Below are 14198 nucleotides of genomic sequence, written 5' to 3'. Positions count from 1 at the left end.
GAGATCTTCTCCCCGCCCGAGACTTTCTAGCTATCTAGATTTTTCAGCTGCAGTCAGACTGCTGGGTGCAAACTAGTCTTGCTCCCGCTTGCTCAGCGAACCGCCGGCAGCTTCAATCTTTTCTTTGGCACTGGCAGACCAAGCGTCTACGATCAGTTCCAGTTTCACCGAGACTTCCCCGGTACCTAGAACTTTCACCAAAGAGTTCTTGCGAACTGCTCCCTTGGAAACTAGATCATCAACCGTGACCGTTCCCCCTTCGGGGAACAGTTCTTGCAGACGATCCAGGTTCACTACCTGATAGACAGTAGCGAAGGGGTTCTTGAATCCGCGCAGCTTCGGGAGGCGCATATGCAAAGGCATCTGCCCGCCCTCGAAACGAGGATGAACGTTCTTGCGAGCGCCCGTACCTTTAGTACCGCGACCGGAGGTCTTACCTTGCGAGCCTTCACCGCGACCCACGCGCTTACGGCGCTTATTGGAGCCGGGAGCCGGACGCAGATCATGCAAGCGGATTACGTCCTCTTTAGCAGTGTCTTCTGCTTCGGTTACCTTAGTATCTTCAGCCATTAACCAATCTCCTCTACCTGCACCAGGTGGGAAACCTTGCGGATCTGCCCGCGAATAGCCGGGTTATCCTGGTGTTCCACACTTTGGTGAATCTTGCGCAGACCGAGCGACTGCATAACGCGCCGCTGGTTCTGGTTGGTATTAACCAGGCCTTTAACCTGGGTGATCTTGAGCTTACTCATCAGGCATTCACCTCTTCAGCGACACCAGCGGCGGCTTTATCCGCTTCGTCTTTCTTCGCTTTCTCGGCTTTTTCTGCCCGTGCCTCGGCTTGAGCCCGCAGCATCGCTTCCGGAACTACCCGCTCAACGGGGAGTCCGCGGCGCGCCGCGACCTCTTCCGGACGCTGCAGCATCTTCAGAGCAGCTATCGTGGCCTGCACGATATTCAAGGCGTTAGCACTACCCAAAGATTTGGTTAGCACGTCATGAATACCTGCACATTCCATAACTGCACGCACCGGGCCACCGGCGATTACCCCGGTACCGGGAGAAGCCGGACGCAAAAGTACCACACCGGCAGCTTCTTCACCCTGTACCAAGTGGGTGATAGTCCGCCCAATCATCGGCACCTGGAAGAAGTTCTTCTTCGCGTCCTCCACGCCCTTGGAAATAGCCTGGGGAACCTCTTTAGCCTTGCCGTATCCGACACCGACCATACCTTCACCGTCACCGACTACTACTAGTGCGGTGAAAGCGAAACGACGTCCGCCCTTAACTACTTTAGAAACACGGTTAATGGTAACTACGCGCTCTAAATACTGATTCTTTTCCTGCTCACGACGATTGTCGCGGCGGCCCTTACGCCCCCGGTCTTCGCGGCCTTTGCCACGGGATTCCCGGGAATCGGCGTTTTTATTTTCTTCAGCCATTATTTTCCCTCTCCTCTACAGCTTCAGACCGCCATCGCGGGCACCTTCAGCCACCGCGGCGACGCGACCATGATATTTGTTGCCGCCGCGATCAAACACGACAGCCGTGATGCCTGCCTCTTGGGCACGCTTAGCGATACGTTCACCCACCAGGCGAGCCGCATCAACTTTCTTCATCTTCTCGCCTCGCTGCTCCGCTTCCAAGGTGGAAGCTGAAACCAAGGTGTGTCCCAAGTCGTCGTTGACAACCTGGGCAACCATGTGGCGGTTAGACCGAGTAACCACCAGACGAGGGCGCTGCGCCGTACCATATACGCGTTTACGAACCCGAATATGGCGGCGTTTGCGAGCGACGAATTTGCCTTTACCTTTAGGGGTATACGACATTTACTTACCCGCCTTTCCGGCCTTGCGACGAACGAATTCGCCCTTGTAACGAATACCTTTGCCCTTATAGGGTTCCGGAGGACGAATCTTACGGATCTTCGCAGCGGTCTCGCCCACTAACTCCTTGCTAATACCAGAGATAGTGAAAGATAGCGCGCTATTTACCTTAAATTCGATACCTTCGGGAGCTTTGAACGGTACCGGGTGTGAGAAGCCGAGCTGCAGCTCAATATCGCTGCCGCGGGTCAACACGCGGTAACCAGTACCCACGATTTCCATTTCTTTGGAGTAACCGTTGGTTACACCCTCGATCATATTGGAAATCAGCGAGCGGGTGAGGCCGTGCAAAGAGCGAGCTTCGCGGGTATCAACGTCCCGCTCCACTAGGATGTTGCCGTCCTCTTCCCGAATCTTCAGCGGTCCGGTAAAAGTGCGATCCAGCTGACCCTTCGGGCCTTTAACTGAAACGTTCAGACCGTCGATCTTTACTTCTACTCCGGAGGGTAGGGAGATCGGGTTCTTGCCAATACGTGACATCCTTATTCCCCCTTACCAGATGTAGGCTAGGACTTCCCCGCCTACACCCTTGTCTTGTGCCTGACGGTCAGTCATAAGACCGGAAGAGGTGGACAGAATCGCCACCCCGAGGCCTCCCATGACCTTCGGCAATTGAGTAGATTTTACGTATTTACGCAGACCCGGTTTGGAAACCCGCTTGCAACCGGTGATTGCCCGTTCGCGCTTGCTTCCGTATTTTAGGGTCAAAGTGAGAGTCTTGCCCACGCGGGCGTCACTGACTTCACTTTTGGCAATATAGCCTTCGGTTTCGAGAATCTTGGCGATTCCCGCCTTCATTTTCGATGAAGGCATAGACACTTTGTCCAGATGCGCCGCATTGGCGTTACGCAGACGTGTCAGCATGTCTGCGATGGGATCTGTCATAGTCATTTTGGGGTTCTAACCCTTCCTCGCTGCGGTTTCTGTTTCAGACCTGCAACGTAGTAGTTTTACCAACTGCTCTTAGTGACGCCCGGAAGTTCGCCCCGCAGAGCGAGCTCACGTAGGCAGACACGGCAAAGTCCGAACTTGCGATATACCGAATGAGGACGGCCACACCGGTTGCACCGGGTGTAGGCACGCACCTTGAACTTCGGCTTACGCTTCGCTTTATTCTTAAGCGCCGTTTTCGCCATTAACGTTCCTCCTTAAACGGGAAGCCCAGCGCGCGCAGAAGTGCACGGCCTTCTTCATCACTGTTAGCAGTGGTAACCAGGGTGATATCCATGCCACGTACGCGATCGATCGAGTCCTGATCGATTTCGTGGAACATGGCCTGTTCGGTTAAACCGAAAGTGTAGTTCCCGCGGCCATCGAACTGTTTGGGGCTTAGTCCCCTAAAGTCACGGATACGCGGCAGAGCGGTCGAGATCAGACGGTCTACGAACTCCCACATCCGGTCTCCGCGAATAGTCACGTGAGCACCGATCGGCTGGCCGGCACGCAGTTTGAACTGCGCGATAGATTTGCGCGCCTTAGTGACAACCGGTTTTTGGCCGGTAATCGCGGTCAGGTCACGAATCGCGCCCTCCATTAGTTTGGAGTCGTGCGAGGCTTCACCTACACCCATATTCACAACCACTTTTTCAAGGCCGGGAATCTGGTTTACGTTCTTGTATCCGAACTCTTTTTCTAAGGAGCTACGGATTTCTTCCTGGTAGCGCACCTTTAGGCGCGGAGCCACAGTTTTTGCTTCAGCCATTAGATGTCCTCCCCGGAACGCTTCGCGTAACGCACCCGAACCGTACGTAGACGGCCGCCACGTTCTGCCTGTTCCTCACGGAACCCAACTCGCGTAGGCTTCTTAGTCTTGGGGTCAACCAGCGCCACGTTGGAAACGTGAATCGGTGCCTCGCGGTATTCGATACCGCCGGTTACCTGTCCCTGCTGGTTTTGCCCCTGGCGAGAGTGGTGGGTACGAATGTTTACGCCCTCGACCAGTACCCGGTCACTGGAGCGGTATACCTCTAATACCCGACCCTGCTTGCCCTTATCCCCCGGTTTGAGGGCGGGCAGGCCTTTTTCGGCGCGACGTTCGTTGCGCTTGGCCAGTTTCTTTTCGTCACTGGTACGGCCAGCAATGACCTCTACCAGATCGCCTTTCTTTATTTTCGCTCCCATTTACAGCACCTCCGGAGCCAGAGAGATAATGCGCATGAACTTCTTGTCACGCAGTTCCCGGCCGATCGGGCCGAAGATACGCGTACCACGCGGTTCTCCACTAGGCTGCAAAATAACTGCGGCGTTTTCATCAAAGCGGATGTAGGAACCATCCTGGCGGCGACGCTCTTTGCGAGTGCGCACGATTACCGCTTTAACAACTTCGCCTTTCTTGACATTGCCGCCGGGAATAGCGTCTTTTACAGTGGCAACAATAGTGTCACCGATACCTGCAAAACGCCGCCCGGAGCCGCCCAACACGCGAATGCAAAGTAGTTCCTTTGCGCCCGTGTTGTCGGCGACCTTCAGTCGCGACTCTTGTTGAATCATCGTGTTCTCCTAAAACTGGGCACAATGCACCCCTTAGGTTGTTTCTTCCTGTTGCCCGGCGAGGCCGGCTCCCCAGTTGGCCACGAAAGTGGCAGACTCAAAATGCTCTGCTTTTGCAGGTCACCAGGTCTCTGCCGTGACTTTCCAGGGCGGAACGCAACCCCTTCAGCTTAGTGCAAATGTGCAGGCAAATGAAAGTTCGCGCCCCTAATTGGTGCTGTAAGTTTCCTCACCCGCAGCCAGACACTAACTGAAAATACAGCCTGTTCGCCTAGTTATTTTCGGTTTTTACTAGGCGGGTTACGATTTGCCCGCGGCCAGAAAAGTTGGGGGTAAAGATTGCCGCATCCCATCTTTCCCGGTGCCGGGAAATGGCGGATTGCTTTTGGCTAGGCACTGTTTCCACGGTTGCTAGCTGGTAGCGGTATTCACGCCCGGAAATATCAGTAAACACTACTTTGGAACCGTCTGGCAGATCTTTAAGCCCCGCAAACTGCTGATTGTTCGCGCTGTCGGCGATCACCAGATTCCCGCTGGCGGGGTTGCCTCCGTAGATGCTCGGGATTTTCGCAGTCTTCGCCGCATCGCCGCTAGCGATAATCGGCCAGCTGCGGTTTAGGTCTGGGATCTGCAATATCCCAGTCACCTCATATCCGGACAGATTCACCGTCTCCAGGTAGGGGCTATCCCCGTTGGGGGCATTACTATCGCTACCGGAACCAGCAGCACCTCCCGTGCCCCGGTTACTCTTACCAGCTACTTTCCCGGAGGACGAGCCCACCTTCTTCGCATTTTCCGGGGTTTGGGTAGCGATTACTCCCACTTGGCGGGTACTGGGGATAACCTCCTGGGTTTTAGTCAGGAGGTTATCTATTTCGCTATTGTCGCTGCGGTCGCGCCACCAGGAGTACCCCAGCAGCGCCACCAGCAGCAAGCTCAGCGCGATACAAATGACTTGTATCCACCGCACCCAGCGTGCCCGGCGGGCTTTACCCGCGGCGGCGATACCGCATCCAGCCATATACTGCTGCCCCACAGATCATTAGGCCGAACAGGGTGAAGGGTAGGGTACCGACGCCTCCCGCCTTTGGCAGTTCGTAGGGCTGATAGTTCTTGACCATAACCGGGTTATCGGCGCTGCCTGGCTGTTCACCAGCTACTTCGGGCGCGGGCTTTTGGAATAGCTGTCCGTTCCAGGTGGCAGTGTAGTTGTCGGGAGTTTTCAGTTCCTTTACGAAGTATTCCGCTTCACTTAAGTCCGGGAACACAACTTTGCCGTTGTCAGTAGTCTTAACTACGCGCGACAGGTAGTAGGTCGCATCTGCCAGCTTGACCGTCTTATCGCTGTCAGCTAGGTCGCCGAGACCGGCCTCCTGCAGTTTGTCGGGCTTAATCTGCTGAGACTGATCCGGGGAGTACAACCCGAATACCGCTCCGGCCAGCCCGTTCGTGCAGGCACCATCTTCGCCGCAGTTATCTCCATCCGCTTTAAACAGGTTGATTTCCCACTTGCTGCGGATGTTTATACCGGTAATCGTAACGTTCTCGTCAGCCTTATAGTTAAAGGAATACTCTCCGGGGTATTCGACCGGGTTCTCAGTGCTACCCGCGTCCACCTGGTATTTAGCGAACTTCGTTCCATCGGTGGGGGGAAGCTCTGCCAGGGTGTAGCGCTCCCCGTCCTTCCACGTCCAGGTTCCCGAGGGACTGGCGGGTTTGCCTGCCAGGGAGGTCAGGGAAATCTTTTCCGAGGACGAGGCGTCTTTAGCTACCGGTACCTTCACCTCAATATAGCTACGTCCAGCTTTCTTGAGGTTTTCGATCAAGGCTTTCTCGGTCATTTCTTCGGGGTTTAGTTTTTCCCCGGTGTAGACCACGAAGTTATATACCGTTGCCTTACCTAGTTTCAACGGCTCCTTATTTTCGTCTTGTACCTGCTTTAGCAATTGCATTTCGGCTGGTACTTTCACCCCAACTTTGAGCGGGATGGCCTCTAAGTCCAAGCCTGCGGGGGCACGATAGTTGTAGCCGAAAGTGTTCCAGGCAATGTCACCCGGGTTGGGATTTTCTCCGCCTGCGATCTTGGCATCGAAACGCACCCGCAAGGAAGCGCCTCCCTTGAGAATATCTTTGCTGTCCTTCAAATTGACGCGTAGCGAACGGGAACTATCCTTCCGTTCAGTTCCCCAATCGCCACTGGTACTACCGTTCCAGTCTTCTTTGGTGAACCCGATAGCTTTATCGGAATATTCCACCGTGTATTTACTGGGATCTACCGTAGTCCAGTCTCCATTCGCGTCCTTAGCCTCTACTGTCAGATTGGTTTCCTCCGCAAAACCTACTTTGAACTGCGATCCTCGCTCGGGAGCACCCGTAAAGGTGTAGTTATCGCCCGTTTGCGGCAGGTTATCAATCAGAGTGATACGCGGGATGGAATCATCCGTATTGTTCTTTACTTCTAAGGTATAGGTGAATAGCGAGCTTTGACCGGGCAGCGAAATATAGTTCTTCTCGCCCGTGGACATCACTTTGTTATCCGGCTTTGCCTTTTCTTCTACGCTCTTTATTGAGGAGGTATAGGCGTCTTGGGCTATCGGCACAAATGCGTCAGCCTGCACGCTGGGTAACTTATTTTTGTTTTCGCTGGCGCACACGTAGCTAATTTCGTTGGACGTCCAGCAATAATAGGGGTTAACCGTAGAATCCGGCTGTCCGGCACTATTCTTGTTCGTACCTGTAGTAGTCGATAGCACCAAATCTTGGGTGGCGTTAGAGCCATGTTTGAGGGCGCGCTGGTCGAAAGATTCCCCAATCGGGGTCACGTAGGCGTTGTTGAACACCATCCGATAATCACCCGTTTGCTTCGGATTCTTGCTAGAAAGCTGCAAAGTGGCGGTACCCTCTGGCATCAGAGGATTGCCAGGAACCGCATAGCCCTGTCCTGGGTTTTTCTGCCCATCAGTACCCGGGATAGCCCGTACGTTAAGTTGCAGCTGCCCGCCTACCATAGTAAGAGACACGTGGAAGGTGGTTCTGCCACCCAGCACTGCCAAAGGCTTACCATTAACTTCCAAAGAGGTCGTGCTATTGAAATAAGCAGGATTCTTGTATGTTACACCCACGCTCTGCGGGTTACCCTGCGCGTCATATTTCCAAGATCCATCGTCAAATTTCAGCAGTTGGTAGCGTGAACCGCCCCCGTCTGCCTGCTTTGGAGGATGCGAAACGTAGGTAACTGTCCCGGTAAAGACATAGTTGGGATCCAGACGGTCGCTGATTACATAGTCGGTGATCGGTTGCTTTCCGTCGTTATGTGCGGTTACTTCCCAAGTTAAAGTATCCGGGTATCCGGCGGCCTTGGGATCTTTAGTAGTAGTACCAGCCGCATTCTTTTTAGCGACCAACTTCTTGGAAACTCCCGGCAAGATAATTCCGCGACTCAGATCCACTTGGGAAGATAGCCACTGGGTATTATCGTCCCCACCAACAAAACCCTTTTTGTTAGCGTTGTTAGTGTCAATTATCTGGCGATCCCCGTCATTTGCAGGTGCCTGCCCTAAGGGCTTTGAGGTAATCTCAACGTCGGGATTGACTTGTATTTTTTGCCCCTGCTGATTGTCATAGGGCATAACGATCTGGTTACGACTTAAATCTTCAGTTTTGATTTTTTCGCCGACTGCTACCAGGTAGCTATACCCTACGGTTTCCCCAGGGTTCAAATAGTATTTATCCCGCTCGGCGTCGTATCCCAGATTGGAACCGGCTTGCGAGTTATTCAGGCGGAAAGTTACATGGCGCGAGTTTTGCGCATCTACTATCGCCTGTATGGAGGCAACCTTTGGTTTTCCACCGGGGAAATCTACCGGAGTGTTTCCAGCGCTGGATTTCCAGGACTTACGCACCGGTAGCATGCCTGTGCGGGCAGAATCCCCTAAGAATACGCCGTCATAATAGGTTTCACCCCTAAATTTCAGCTGGATACCAATCCCTTCTGGTGCCGGTTTACCGGTATTAGGATCGTTATGAGTGGTGCAGATCTTTTTATCTCCATCTTGGTGGCACTGATTATTCTTCAAATTTGATTGATCATCAATGCCGGCGATGAAATGGAAGCCCTTAGGCAAGACGTCTTGGATGTCGTTAATATACAGGCGCGACTCCCCATCATTATGCAGAACGTTGTAGTAACGCACATACCTATAGTTCTTGGCACGATCATCTTCCGCAGAGTTCGAGTATACGACCCTGCCACTGGCGGTTTCATCTGGCAGCAGCACGGCGTAATCCTCCGTTGAGCTGCTACTACCTTCTCCACCCCCCGGATATATGGTTTTGGTTTCTACCTTGTAGGTTTCTTTCCCAACTACCCCGGTATCAGCTACCCCTTTTTGCAGGGTGCCTCCCGCTTTCCCGCCCAGGTAGTGGCTTACCGAATAGGAGGCATCCTTTACCCGCCAGGTGTTAAACAGGGTGTCCGACTGATATTTTTGCCGGTAGCTATCCCAGTCTGCTCCCTCAGGTAGCTGCCAGGTTACATACATATATACGGAGCCCGATACTTCTAATTGCAGATCTTGATCCCAAACAATATATTGCTGGCTGTCACTGGTTTTGCCATCTGCCGGGTTCTTATCGGTAATCTTCCAGTTCTTCAGGTCACCGGCAGTGACCTTTAGCCCCTTTTGCCCTTCTGGAACCTGCAGGGTCAACTGGTCTTTAGTCCAGGGTTTACCCGGCAAGCTAGGTGGCAAAACGTCATAGATGTCATCGCCAGTGACTATAAAGGGCTTATCCCCAAATACTGACAGAGCCAGGCGATAGGTAACCTTTTCCCCTGGTTTCAGCGGACTTTGGGTAACTAGGGAGTCTTCGTCAAAAGTAGCGCCCCGCTTGGTGACTATTCGTTTGTCTGCCCCCAGCGTGGCGATGTTCATCTCAGTTTTATCGGTAATGCTATATTTCGGAGACTCCGCTCCCCCAATATTTAGCGCATCGGGATGACCGGGAAGTACCTTGGTATAGCCCGTCTTTTCGGGATCCGTTAGTGTCAAATAGTCCACGCTAACTCTAGAAGGGTTCGCGAAGTCTTGGCTAGCCATAAACCAATAGGTCGAGGTAGCAAGACCGGCCCCGTCATCAAGTTTCTTCACTTCAATGCGATCGGCAATAAAGTCTTTGCTCGAAGAGGAGTCGCCTACCGTTTCTTTAGCACTGAAATGAACATTTTTATAGGTACCTGGTTTATCTAACAGGTAATAATCTTGTCCGTCATAGTTGTATTTTTTGAGTCCTTGCAGATCCGGGTTAGTTGCGTTTTCCCCTTTAACGGGCACTAGCAGCACTTGCGCGCCCGAGAGCTTATCGGTGAAGGGCAGGGCGTTATATTCCGCTTTCCCTCCTTTACGTTCCAGGGAGAGCTGGTATTTAACCACGGTTCCCAGTGGAATATGTTTACCGTTTTGTTCAACCTTTTCATTCTTCACGTAGGCAGCTTTAGTGACCTCGAAAGAGTTAACCGTGGTTACCTTATCCGGAACGTCTTGATCGTTCAGATTCACTTTGTTAGTGGTTTGCTTCTCGATGAAATCCCGATCCCATTTGGCCATAAAATCATCTTTAACGGTCGCTCGTACCACGTGTTTGACGGTTTGACCCCCGTAAATCACGTGGTTCGGTACTTCCCAAGCCACCTGGTAGCGGGTAGCTTGCACTACTATCAAGTCTTTTAGGGCATCCTGCAAGGCAGCAGCAGTGTTATCAACTGTCTTAGTCGCTCCCGCCTGGGTAATCGCTATCTTCCCATCGGCTTGTTTCTCTAGACTCAAATCTGCAGTCTTTGAGGTAGCGCAATCCAAATAGGCTTGCCCCGCGCCCTCTTTACCACTGGTAGTGGTGTGTTTTGCGGATACGTAGTTTTCACAGATCTGGGCGCCGGTGATCTTAATCGTGAGGCCGTCTCCGTCCTCACTAAACATTTTGGCCATTTGCGCGGGCGCAAGGTAATAGGCTTCGGGCAGGTGATCGGCAATAATGCCTTCATCTTCCTTGCCCTCTTTAATCTTCCAGGGGCCAGACCCCTTGTTAGCGGCGGTGATGGTGAAGTCAATGGGGTCGCCTCGGTAGAAGCTTTGTCCCTGTCCTTCATGGGTCTTAGTTACCACGGGATCTGGACCTTGCATGGTTACCGGGTTGGTGACTGCTGCCTTGGATGAAGCGGGATCAGTGTGGGTGTATTTGGTAGTTGCCTGGAACTCATTGTGCAGGTTGTAAGTTTGCTTTGGCTTGGGATCCTTCACCAGCAAGAAGTTGTCACCAAACCGAATTTTTACACTTCGATCAACCAAATTTGATTTATTCTGATTTGCCGCCAAATCGTAGGTAATTTTTAGAGTGCGGTTGTCGGTGCCGAACTCGTAACTAAGTGAGCTGCGCCAAATATCGGAACCGCGCAGGGCGAATAGCGGGACTGTTTCACCATTATTATCAATATTTAAGGTTGTATATTGGCCGTTGGCATATTTGTCCCCGGGTCTGATTGTCCACCCCGGGATCTTGGTAGACCAATCCCGAATTGAGCCAGTTTTCCCAACCTTCTTTAGGTAGTCAGGATTAAACTCCACCCCTTCGGGCAGGGTAAAAGTATCCACATAGCTGGAATCGGTGGCGGGATCCTGACCGACTTCGGCTTTGGGCATTCCCTCGGTGGTTACCGGGGTGTTGCGGAAAGTGTAGCGCAGGTTCTTAATGTAATAGTTTCCGCTTTGCTGGTCATAGGCAATACTGGGGTCAGTCGCCGATCCCCAAACCACGTCTGGTTGCGGTTTATCTAACCAATCAAGCGGGTCTTTGTTTAGCAGCTCTTTCTGGGCTTCATATTTTTGCCGAATAGTATCCCAAGTATTTTCCTGTACCTGGCAGCTAGGTTCCTGGCCTTTCTTGCCCAGTGCAGCTTTGTCCTCGGAAGTAAGTTCTTCGATCCAAACTTTCAGATCCCCACCGGCGGAAGTGGGAGAATCATGCTTGGCTTTCACCGGCAGTAAGAAAGCATCCCCGATATCGGAACCGGCAATCTCGATGTAATAGTAGCCGGGTACCGGATTACCGTCATCACCTTGCACCTGGTTAAAGGTGTAGGGGTTTTTATCTCCCTCCGCCTGGTAGTAGGTTTCTCCTACCTCGAGTTTGGTGTCAGCTTTCCCACCCAAAACATAGCCGCGAGCGTCACGAGTTTTATCGGTAAACCGGAAATAGACCCGATATACTTTGGCTTTAGCGGCTGCCGTATTGGAGATCCCGATGTTTTGGCTAAAGGCCTCCCCGGTCCAACGCTGGCTAACGTTGTCCGAGTTAATCGCCTCGTCCTTTTCAGTCTCGGGATTTTCGGTTCCGGGCTGGGTGTTTACTATCGCTACCTGCCCATCACCGGCCTTTAGCAGTTCAGTAGTTACCGTACCGGGGTCAACCTGGCAGGAGGTGGGCGCCCGCATCGGTCGCGAAACGTTAGTTGCCCCCAGGTTGTTGGCCTCTTTTATACCTAAAGAGTAGGAGGGGATTGCAAGTAGCAGCGTGGTTACTAGGAAAGAAAGCGCCGCCAGGATAGCTAGCAGCCGAGTGCGGTCTTTATAGAGTTGATTAAACACTATTTCGCCTCCCTATCTGCGCGGTTTTGCCTAGAGTTGGTCGCGCTTTCCGATTTGAAATCACTGTTGCCTGCCGTCGCTGCTTGCCGGCGCCGCGCAGCAATTCCGCCTGCCCCTAAAACCATCAGCAAGGGGGCTAGCCATAAGTAATTTAGATTTGCGCCCGTCTTTGATAGCGGAGGACGCTTGGGGGGATTTTTGGGGACTAAAGTATTGGTAACTGTGAAAGCCTGGCCAATCTTTTCGTAGCTAACCGTGTAGGGGGTGTTGCCCAGCTGTTCCGCTACTGCCCAGCGATGTCCCTCACTGTCCTCCCAACGGTAGGTCCAGTTATTGGCGCTGTTTAACTCGATGGTTTGGAATAGTTTTTCGTCGCGTAAAATCTGAATTTTTATTGCCTTAGGACGCGCGGTTTGGTTTCCGCCGTCCTGCCAATGTTTAACCACCTGGTATTGCGCAGGCTTGGGAAGCACTTTTTCTAGCTTCGCCACTGCGTTTACGCCGTATTGCAGTTTTCCGTCTACCAGGCTCGGCACCGTAACTAGCGAGGGACTAAAAACATAGGTTTCCCCGCTAGCAGCCGCATTGGTAAAGGGATCCGCCAACAGTAGATACACCCCTACGTTCAAGTTATTAAAGGTTGCTTTCCCATTGCTATCCGAGGTCGCCATTGCATCTGGTGCTACCTGGTCAGCATGGATATGGTTAGCGAGGCTGCCCGCAAAGTCCGCCCATTTACTTGCGTCAACGCTACCCGCGGGAATCGCTCCGCTTTTATCTTGGAAGTCATTCCACTTTAAAGCTTGTAAATACCGCTGATAGGCCGGCTGAGCAGGGAAATGCCGCTTCGCCTGCGCTATCCGGTAGGCGGAGACTTTTACCCCCACCAAAGGCGCGCCCTCGTAGTGAAAACCGAGGCTGATAGTGCCTTTGGCGTTTTGATCAATCTTTTCTAGATTTACTAAATCCAGGGAGGTAGTGCCGGAGGATGCACTGGTTTCGCCACCAGTGCCTGAGGGGTCAGCCGGGGGTGCAGCGTGCGCTGTCGCGGGAGCAAGCATCCCGATTCCCAGCAGCGTTGCCAGAACCGTCGCGGCCAGGGCTCCTAATAAGCGGTTGAAACTAATTGCTTTGCTCATAGTGCTTCCGTCTTTCCTCCCGCTTGATTTCGGCGACGCCGCAGGTGCGTTACGGTTATCGCCACAATGATTCCTAACACCGGCACCGAGATGGCTAGCGAAACCATCACCGGATCCATAGCGACCGCATCGGCAGCCACATAACCGGCGTCCCCTCCATAGGGAACCCGGTGACCGCGAACCAGCAGCCGGTGAGTATTAATCGCATAGGGCGTGCAGGTTACTAAAGTCGCGTAGTCTTGCCCAGGAATAATTTTTAGATTCGATAGTTCTTTAGGTTCGACTACCCGGATTTGGTCAACTTGATAAGCCAGATCCCGATCTAGTACGTGTAACACGAAACGATCGCCCTCCTCTAGCTCGTCAAGATTGGTGAATAGTTTGGCGCTGGGCAATCCCCGGTGCCCAGACAAAATCGTGTGAGTGCCTGCCCCACCGGTAGGTAGCGAACTGCCGGGCACATGCCCTGCCCCTACCTGCAGTACCGAGTCCTCGGTGGTGTGGTAGATGGGTAAATCTACCCCTAGTTTTTCAATTTCGATATGCCCCATCATCCCGGTTTTCCCGATATCTAATAGGGAAAGGTAGCGCTGCATTTGCGAATCGGACAGATGGTAGCGCGCCTGGTTGGTGAGCAGTTCCCGGTTATAGGCTTCGGCCTGATCCCAGGTCTGCTGGATTTCTCCGGGGCGCATCTTATTTACGGTTTGGGTATATTCCGCAATCGCGCGGCCTTGTTGCAGGGTGTTCCAGTAGTTACTGATAGTGGGGTAAAAGAACACCAACATTCCGCCCACGAATACCGCTATGAAGGCAAGATCGGGGATTCGTGACCGCTTAGCGCCCGGCGTGCCGGTTGCTTGGCCAGATGCGGAATCCGAGTCCTGGCGGCTCGAAGTTCCCTGATCATCCAGGTTCTGTTCCTGCGGGTCAGAATCGGATTTTAGGTGCCGTTGATCCAGGTCATCAGCGGCCGAGGCCACTTGCTGATCTACCGGGAGCGGTTGCACTTATTGTTCCTTTCCTACCCCTGCCGGGGAGCCC

The 14198-nt window shown here is 52.9% G+C and carries 14 protein-coding genes; all 14 read right to left on the bottom strand.

The features are described from left to right. Positions 1–72: 72 nt before the first annotated feature. Positions 73–570 (bottom strand): 50S ribosomal protein L15, encoded by a 498-nt coding sequence (gene rplO, locus E6072_RS01740; RefSeq protein ID WP_316693321.1) that lies wholly within the window; start codon positions 568–570, stop codon positions 73–75. Next, positions 570–755, bottom strand: coding sequence for a 50S ribosomal protein L30 (gene rpmD / locus E6072_RS01735; protein WP_231725843.1), 186 nt, complete (start codon positions 753–755; stop codon positions 570–572). Before rpmD ends, rplO begins: the two co-directional genes overlap by 1 nt. Then, positions 752–1441, bottom strand: coding sequence for a 30S ribosomal protein S5 (rpsE, locus tag E6072_RS01730; protein ID WP_316085868.1), 690 nt, complete (start codon positions 1439–1441; stop codon positions 752–754). The genes rpmD and rpsE overlap by 4 nt, the downstream gene beginning before the upstream one ends. 15 nt (positions 1442–1456) lie before the next feature. Further along, complete coding sequence (gene rplR, locus E6072_RS01725) at positions 1457–1828, bottom strand: 50S ribosomal protein L18 (RefSeq protein WP_024059751.1); 372 nt, start codon at positions 1826–1828, stop codon at positions 1457–1459. Beyond that, positions 1829–2365, bottom strand: a complete 537-nt coding sequence (gene rplF / locus E6072_RS01720; protein WP_316693319.1) for a 50S ribosomal protein L6 — start codon at positions 2363–2365, stop codon at positions 1829–1831. A 12-nt stretch (positions 2366–2377) separates the two neighbouring features. After that, entirely contained in the window at positions 2378–2776 is a 399-nt protein-coding gene (gene rpsH / locus E6072_RS01715; protein ID WP_024059753.1) for a 30S ribosomal protein S8, read from the bottom strand. A gap of 59 nt (positions 2777–2835) precedes the next feature. Continuing rightward, positions 2836–3021, bottom strand: a complete 186-nt coding sequence (locus E6072_RS01710; protein WP_022864704.1) for a type Z 30S ribosomal protein S14 — start codon at positions 3019–3021, stop codon at positions 2836–2838. After that, the gene (rplE, locus tag E6072_RS01705) at positions 3021–3587 is read right to left on the bottom strand and encodes a 50S ribosomal protein L5 (protein WP_024059754.1); all 567 of its coding nucleotides are present in this window, start codon (positions 3585–3587) and stop codon (positions 3021–3023) included. Before rplE ends, E6072_RS01710 begins: the two co-directional genes overlap by 1 nt. Then, positions 3587–4006 carry a 50S ribosomal protein L24 gene (gene rplX, locus E6072_RS01700; RefSeq protein ID WP_022864702.1) on the bottom strand — a complete coding sequence of 140 codons (420 nt, stop codon included), beginning with the start codon at positions 4004–4006 and terminating at the stop codon, positions 3587–3589. The genes rplE and rplX overlap by 1 nt, the downstream gene beginning before the upstream one ends. Beyond that, positions 4007–4375, bottom strand: a complete 369-nt coding sequence (rplN, locus tag E6072_RS01695; RefSeq protein WP_122820090.1) for a 50S ribosomal protein L14 — start codon at positions 4373–4375, stop codon at positions 4007–4009. Positions 4376–4646: 271 nt separating this feature from the next. Then, entirely contained in the window at positions 4647–5396 is a 750-nt protein-coding gene (locus E6072_RS01690; RefSeq protein ID WP_316693317.1) for a sortase, read from the bottom strand. Continuing rightward, positions 5365–12015 (bottom strand): prealbumin-like fold domain-containing protein, encoded by a 6651-nt coding sequence (locus E6072_RS01685; protein WP_316693315.1) that lies wholly within the window; start codon positions 12013–12015, stop codon positions 5365–5367. Before E6072_RS01685 ends, E6072_RS01690 begins: the two co-directional genes overlap by 32 nt. Continuing rightward, positions 12015–13154, bottom strand: a complete 1140-nt coding sequence (locus tag E6072_RS01680) for a Cna B-type domain-containing protein (RefSeq protein ID WP_316693313.1) — start codon at positions 13152–13154, stop codon at positions 12015–12017. Before E6072_RS01680 ends, E6072_RS01685 begins: the two co-directional genes overlap by 1 nt. Beyond that, a complete protein-coding gene (locus E6072_RS01675) occupies positions 13151–14164 on the bottom strand; it encodes a class C sortase (protein ID WP_316693311.1) in 1014 nt (337 codons plus the stop codon). The genes E6072_RS01680 and E6072_RS01675 overlap by 4 nt, the downstream gene beginning before the upstream one ends. Positions 14165–14198 lie beyond the last annotated feature (34 nt).

The organism is Varibaculum cambriense (genome assembly GCF_032557235.1).
Lineage (GTDB): Bacteria > Actinomycetota > Actinomycetes > Actinomycetales > Actinomycetaceae > Varibaculum > Varibaculum cambriense_C.
Note: the sequence above shows the minus strand (reverse complement) of the source record. Positions and strands in the feature narration are given on the sequence as shown.

Bases quoted from the DNA above. Each gene is read 5' to 3' on its own strand.
- rplO (WP_316693321.1), bottom strand. From the start codon at position 570: ATGGCTGAAGATACTAAGGTAACCGAAGCAGAAGACACTGCTAAAGAG.
- rpsE (WP_316085868.1), bottom strand. From the start codon at position 1,441: ATGGCTGAAGAAAATAAAAACGCCGATTCCCGGGAATCCCGTGGCAAA.
- rplR (WP_024059751.1), bottom strand. From the start codon at position 1,828: ATGTCGTATACCCCTAAAGGTAAAGGCAAATTCGTCGCTCGCAAACGC.
- rplF (WP_316693319.1), bottom strand. From the start codon at position 2,365: ATGTCACGTATTGGCAAGAACCCGATCTCCCTACCCTCCGGAGTAGAA.
- rpsH (WP_024059753.1), bottom strand. From the start codon at position 2,776: ATGACTATGACAGATCCCATCGCAGACATGCTGACACGTCTGCGTAAC.
- E6072_RS01710 (WP_022864704.1), bottom strand. From the start codon at position 3,021: ATGGCGAAAACGGCGCTTAAGAATAAAGCGAAGCGTAAGCCGAAGTTC.
- rplE (WP_024059754.1), bottom strand. From the start codon at position 3,587: ATGGCTGAAGCAAAAACTGTGGCTCCGCGCCTAAAGGTGCGCTACCAG.
- rplX (WP_022864702.1), bottom strand. From the start codon at position 4,006: ATGGGAGCGAAAATAAAGAAAGGCGATCTGGTAGAGGTCATTGCTGGC.
- rplN (WP_122820090.1), bottom strand. From the start codon at position 4,375: ATGATTCAACAAGAGTCGCGACTGAAGGTCGCCGACAACACGGGCGCA.
- E6072_RS01690 (WP_316693317.1), bottom strand. From the start codon at position 5,396: ATGGCTGGATGCGGTATCGCCGCCGCGGGTAAAGCCCGCCGGGCACGC.
- E6072_RS01680 (WP_316693313.1), bottom strand. From the start codon at position 13,154: ATGAGCAAAGCAATTAGTTTCAACCGCTTATTAGGAGCCCTGGCCGCG.